A 3,750-nucleotide genomic window follows, 5' to 3' on the forward strand; every position below is an offset into this window, starting at 1 on the left:
GGACGGGCCGCAACACGGGCCCCAGGACGGGCCCCGGGACGGGCCGCCCGCTTCCCGGGCCCCCGCCGGCGAAGCCTGCCGGGACCGCGCGTACCGCCTCGAATCGAGCAGCTGGCCGCGGGGCTCCACGATCACCTGGCGGCACCACCCAGGGCAGCGCGGGCTGCCGATGACCGGCATCGTCCAGGGCGTCGCCAACATGGCCGAGGCCCGCACCGACTGCACCCCCGAGGGCCGCTTCACGCCCGCGCCGAACGTGACCATGCGGCATGCGGGCCGGGCCGACGGCCCCCCGAACGTGACCGGCAGCGCCGCGTGCGGCACCCGCGACCAGAGCAACACGTTCGGCTGGCTGGCCATGACCGGTGCGGGGCGCAGCGTCCTCGCCGCGACCTGCGTCTGGTACCGGGGGAAGGCCACGGTGGAGACCGACCTCGCACTGCAGGAGCAGGGGAAGCGGTGGTGGACGGGAGGGTCCTGCCCGGCCGGGGCCTACTCGGCCGAGGCCGTCGCCACCCACGAGGCCGGCCATGTGCTCGGCCTCGGCCACGTCGGAGGGGCGAACCGCTCCCACCTCACGATGGCGCCGTCCGTCCCAGCGTGCGACGAGGGACTCGCCACCCTCGGCACGGGCGACTACGAAGGGCTGATCGCGCTCTACGGCGCACGCTGAGCGGACGCGGGCGCAGGGCGCAAGACGCCGGGCGCCGTCGTCAGGCGGGCTTCTTGTGGTGGAGGACGCCCACGACGACGAGGCGGTACCGGTCCGAGCCCTTCGGGGTGCAGGTGATGAGCGAGATGTACTCGCCGTCCGGTGCGCTGCGCCGGACGAACGGCACCGGCTCCAGCACCCGCCGGTCCCGCGGCTTGATGACGTGCGTGCTCCGCGCCGTGTAGACGTACGACGTCCGCCCGGCGCGCAGGACGATCCGGTCACCGCGCCGCACCTTGTCCAGGTCGAGGAAAGGACTCCGCCAGGTCGTCCGATGGCCGAAGAGGACCGTGTTGCCCTCCTGCCCGGGAAGGGCCGTCCCCGGATAGTGGCCAACGGCGGACCGCAGCACCGCCTGACCGACGCCCTCCCTGACCTCGGCCTTGAGACCCATCCGCCTGACCTCGATCTGCGCGAGCACCTGGCCCTTCTTCGGCCGCTCGGCTGCGTTGGCCGGAGCGGGCGGGGAGCCGAGCGCGGTGAAGCCGCAGCACGCGGCGACGGCCGCGGCGGCGATGGGCCTGCGGGCCGGGAGGGAGCGGGCGAGCAGGGAGCGGGCGAGCATGTCCTACCTCCATCGATGCGGGGGCGCGAAATGGGAAAGGGCGAGCCGGAAAGCCGCGGAGAGGGAAAAGGGGCGGCACGTCTGCCGCCCCTCCCCCTGGAGTCCTCCCGCGCCGCCGTCCCGGGCCGGGCCCGTGCGGGCCGCTGGCGCACGCCGGGCGGGAGGTCTCGTCATCGGTGCGGATCGTCACCCGCGCCGATCAGGTCTCAGCCCAGGACCGGCGTGCCGAGGTGCAGCGGCCGCCCCTCGTCCGCCAGCTGCACCGGCCCGACCGCGTCCGACTCGACGCCCACGTCCGGGACGGACGCGCCACGCCGCTTCAGCGTGTCCAGGAAGCTCTGCACGGCGGGCAGTCCGTCCGCGTGCCGGTAGCCGGGCGCGTGCGCGGCCAGGCGGGACGCGCCGCCCCGGTGCGTCGACGGCAGCGGCTTGGTCCCGGCGGCGGGCCGGTGCTTGCCCGGCTTGTAGGTCTTGTGCTTCTTCGGCGTCCGCAGCGTGGGCGGCAGCTGCTCGTCCTGCCTCCCGATGGACGCGTTGCCCTCGCACGCCGCCTCCGCACTGGCGAGCAGCGCCGCGAAGGAGTTGCCGCAGACGCTGATCGGCCCCTCGTTCGGCATGTAGAACTGGTTGCCGTTCAGGACCCCGATGTTGCCGGACGAGTTCTGGGTCACGTCCGGCCCGCCGCGCTCGTCGGGGGAGCCCTCGATGGTCGCGTTCCCCTCGCACTGCGCCGCCGCGTCGCCGAGCAGCGCGGTGGCGTTGCCGCAGACGCTGATCGGTCCCTCGTTCGGCATGTAGAACTGGTTGCCGTTGGCCAGGCCGATGTTGTCCACCGAGTTCATCAGGACATCGCCGCCGTGCTCGCCGCCGCCCCCGCCGCCGTGCCGGGCGTCGCCGTACAGGCCGCCGAAGTCGCCGAGCGGCGTGGCGGCGGCCGCGGTGCCGGCGGAACCGAAGGCGGCCCCGGCGACGACGGCGCCGGCGGCAACCAGGGCGGCGCGGCCGGTGTTCTTTGCCCACTTGCGCATGGTGTTGCTCCTGTTCGCATTGGTGATTCGGTGGTGCGCCGCGCTCCCTGCGGTGCGCGCGGCCGGCACTGGCCCGCTGGGGCCGATGCCGCTGGAGGTTGGTTCGTGAAGAAGATCGACCGGACGTCCGGGATCGGGACAGGGCGGTGCGATGCGCGGACCGCCGGGGAATCGGCCGCCTCGGGCCGCGAGCCTTAGTCGGGGACGACGGAGGGGCCGCCGGGCGCGGACACGTCGGTCAGCGCCGTGCGGTGAAAGGTGTCCGGCGTACCGGCGGGCGGTACCGCGGGATGCCGGACCCTGAGCAGGGCGGCGACCGGCGTGTAGGTGGGCCCGCCGGAGCCCGCACCGGGCGGGTTCTCCTGGCCCGAGGGGAGGGCGGGGTCGGCCGGTTGCCGGTCCCCGAGGCATCCGGCGCAGTCGTCCGGTGCCTCATACGCCGTGGGGGCGACCCTGGGGACCGACCGGGCGATGCCACCGGACGGCTCCTCGCCGCCCGCCTCGGCCACGGACACCCGCTCGGCCTGCGGTTCGCCGTCCGGAAGCTCGGGCCGCACGCCGGCGTCGCCGTGACCGGCCTCAGGTGCGAGCAGCACGCCGGGCCGGACCGGGGCAACCCCCGTGCGGGTCAGCTCGACGCGCGGGACGCCGACCGCGTCGGCCAGCTCCCGTACCTGCCGGACGGCCCGGTCCTTGCCGTCGAGCACCTCGTGCCGCCGCTCCTGCAGGAACCGCACGGGATCGTCGCCGAAGTCCCGTACGCGATCAGGCACCCGCGAGACGTCCTGCCGCTCGGCCCCGAGAGACCGGAGCCGGCGGTCGCCTTCCGCACGCACCGCGCCGAGCACGGGCCGGACACCGGCTTCCACCGGGGCGGCTTCCTGCTGGACGCGGCCGACGTCGCCACGCGGCCCGGACTGGGCGGCGGACGCGACGTCGGTCAGGGCCGCCATGGCGAGCCATCCCGCGACCGCGAAACCCGCGACGGCGATCACCCGGACGAGAACGAGGACGACGGCATGCCGCGGGCGCCCCTGGGGACGATGCTTCGCCCCTCGGTGGATCGCTGCGGGCTCCATTGCCGTCTCTCTCCTCGCACAGGTCCGATGCCTTCCGAACGGCACGAACGTAGCAGCACGCAACCCGAGGTCAAGGAGCTCTTGCCCGCCCTTCCGCGACGTTCCCCGATCATTTGCCGCGCCATGAATCCCCGTTTCCCGGGAGCCGAATCATCGCCTCGCAATAACCCAACTAGTCAGAATTTATGGGCGTTTATGGGCCGGTGCCGGGTCGCGCACGCGAATCCGGGTGAAGCATGGTGTCCGGTATCCGTTGCGCTACGCTCTGCGAGCAACCGGTCACGGAGCCCACCCGCCAAGGAGCATGCCGATGCCCGACACCCCCGCCGCGCTCGTCCGCCTGCGCCCGGCGCACCGCCGCCGCCC

Annotated in this window: 4 protein-coding genes; 1 reads left to right on the forward strand and 3 read right to left on the reverse strand. The window is 74.2% G+C overall.

Features of this window, described 5'->3' with window-relative positions:
- Nucleotides 1-673, forward strand: a 673-nt coding sequence (locus tag E1200_RS31820; RefSeq protein WP_131956139.1) for a matrixin family metalloprotease, incomplete at its 5' end; no start/stop codon positions are given.
- Nucleotides 674-713: 40 nt separating this feature from the next.
- On the opposite strand, the gene E1200_RS31825 is transcribed toward E1200_RS31820, so the two are convergent.
- From E1200_RS31825 to E1200_RS31835, 3 genes are all read right to left on the reverse strand, one after another.
- Nucleotides 714-1,277, reverse strand: coding sequence for a class E sortase (locus E1200_RS31825; RefSeq protein ID WP_131956141.1), 564 nt, complete (start codon nucleotides 1,275-1,277; stop codon nucleotides 714-716).
- A 206-nt stretch (nucleotides 1,278-1,483) separates the two neighbouring features.
- Complete coding sequence (locus E1200_RS31830; protein WP_131956143.1) at nucleotides 1,484-2,305, reverse strand: hypothetical protein; 822 nt, start codon at nucleotides 2,303-2,305, stop codon at nucleotides 1,484-1,486.
- Between the two features lie 194 nt (nucleotides 2,306-2,499).
- Complete coding sequence (locus E1200_RS31835; protein WP_131956145.1) at nucleotides 2,500-3,384, reverse strand: hypothetical protein; 885 nt, start codon at nucleotides 3,382-3,384, stop codon at nucleotides 2,500-2,502.
- Nucleotides 3,385-3,750: the final 366 nt, after the last annotated feature.

Origin of the sequence: Actinomadura sp. GC306 (assembly GCF_004348665.1) — a bacterium.
Lineage (GTDB): Bacteria > Actinomycetota > Actinomycetes > Streptosporangiales > Streptosporangiaceae > Spirillospora.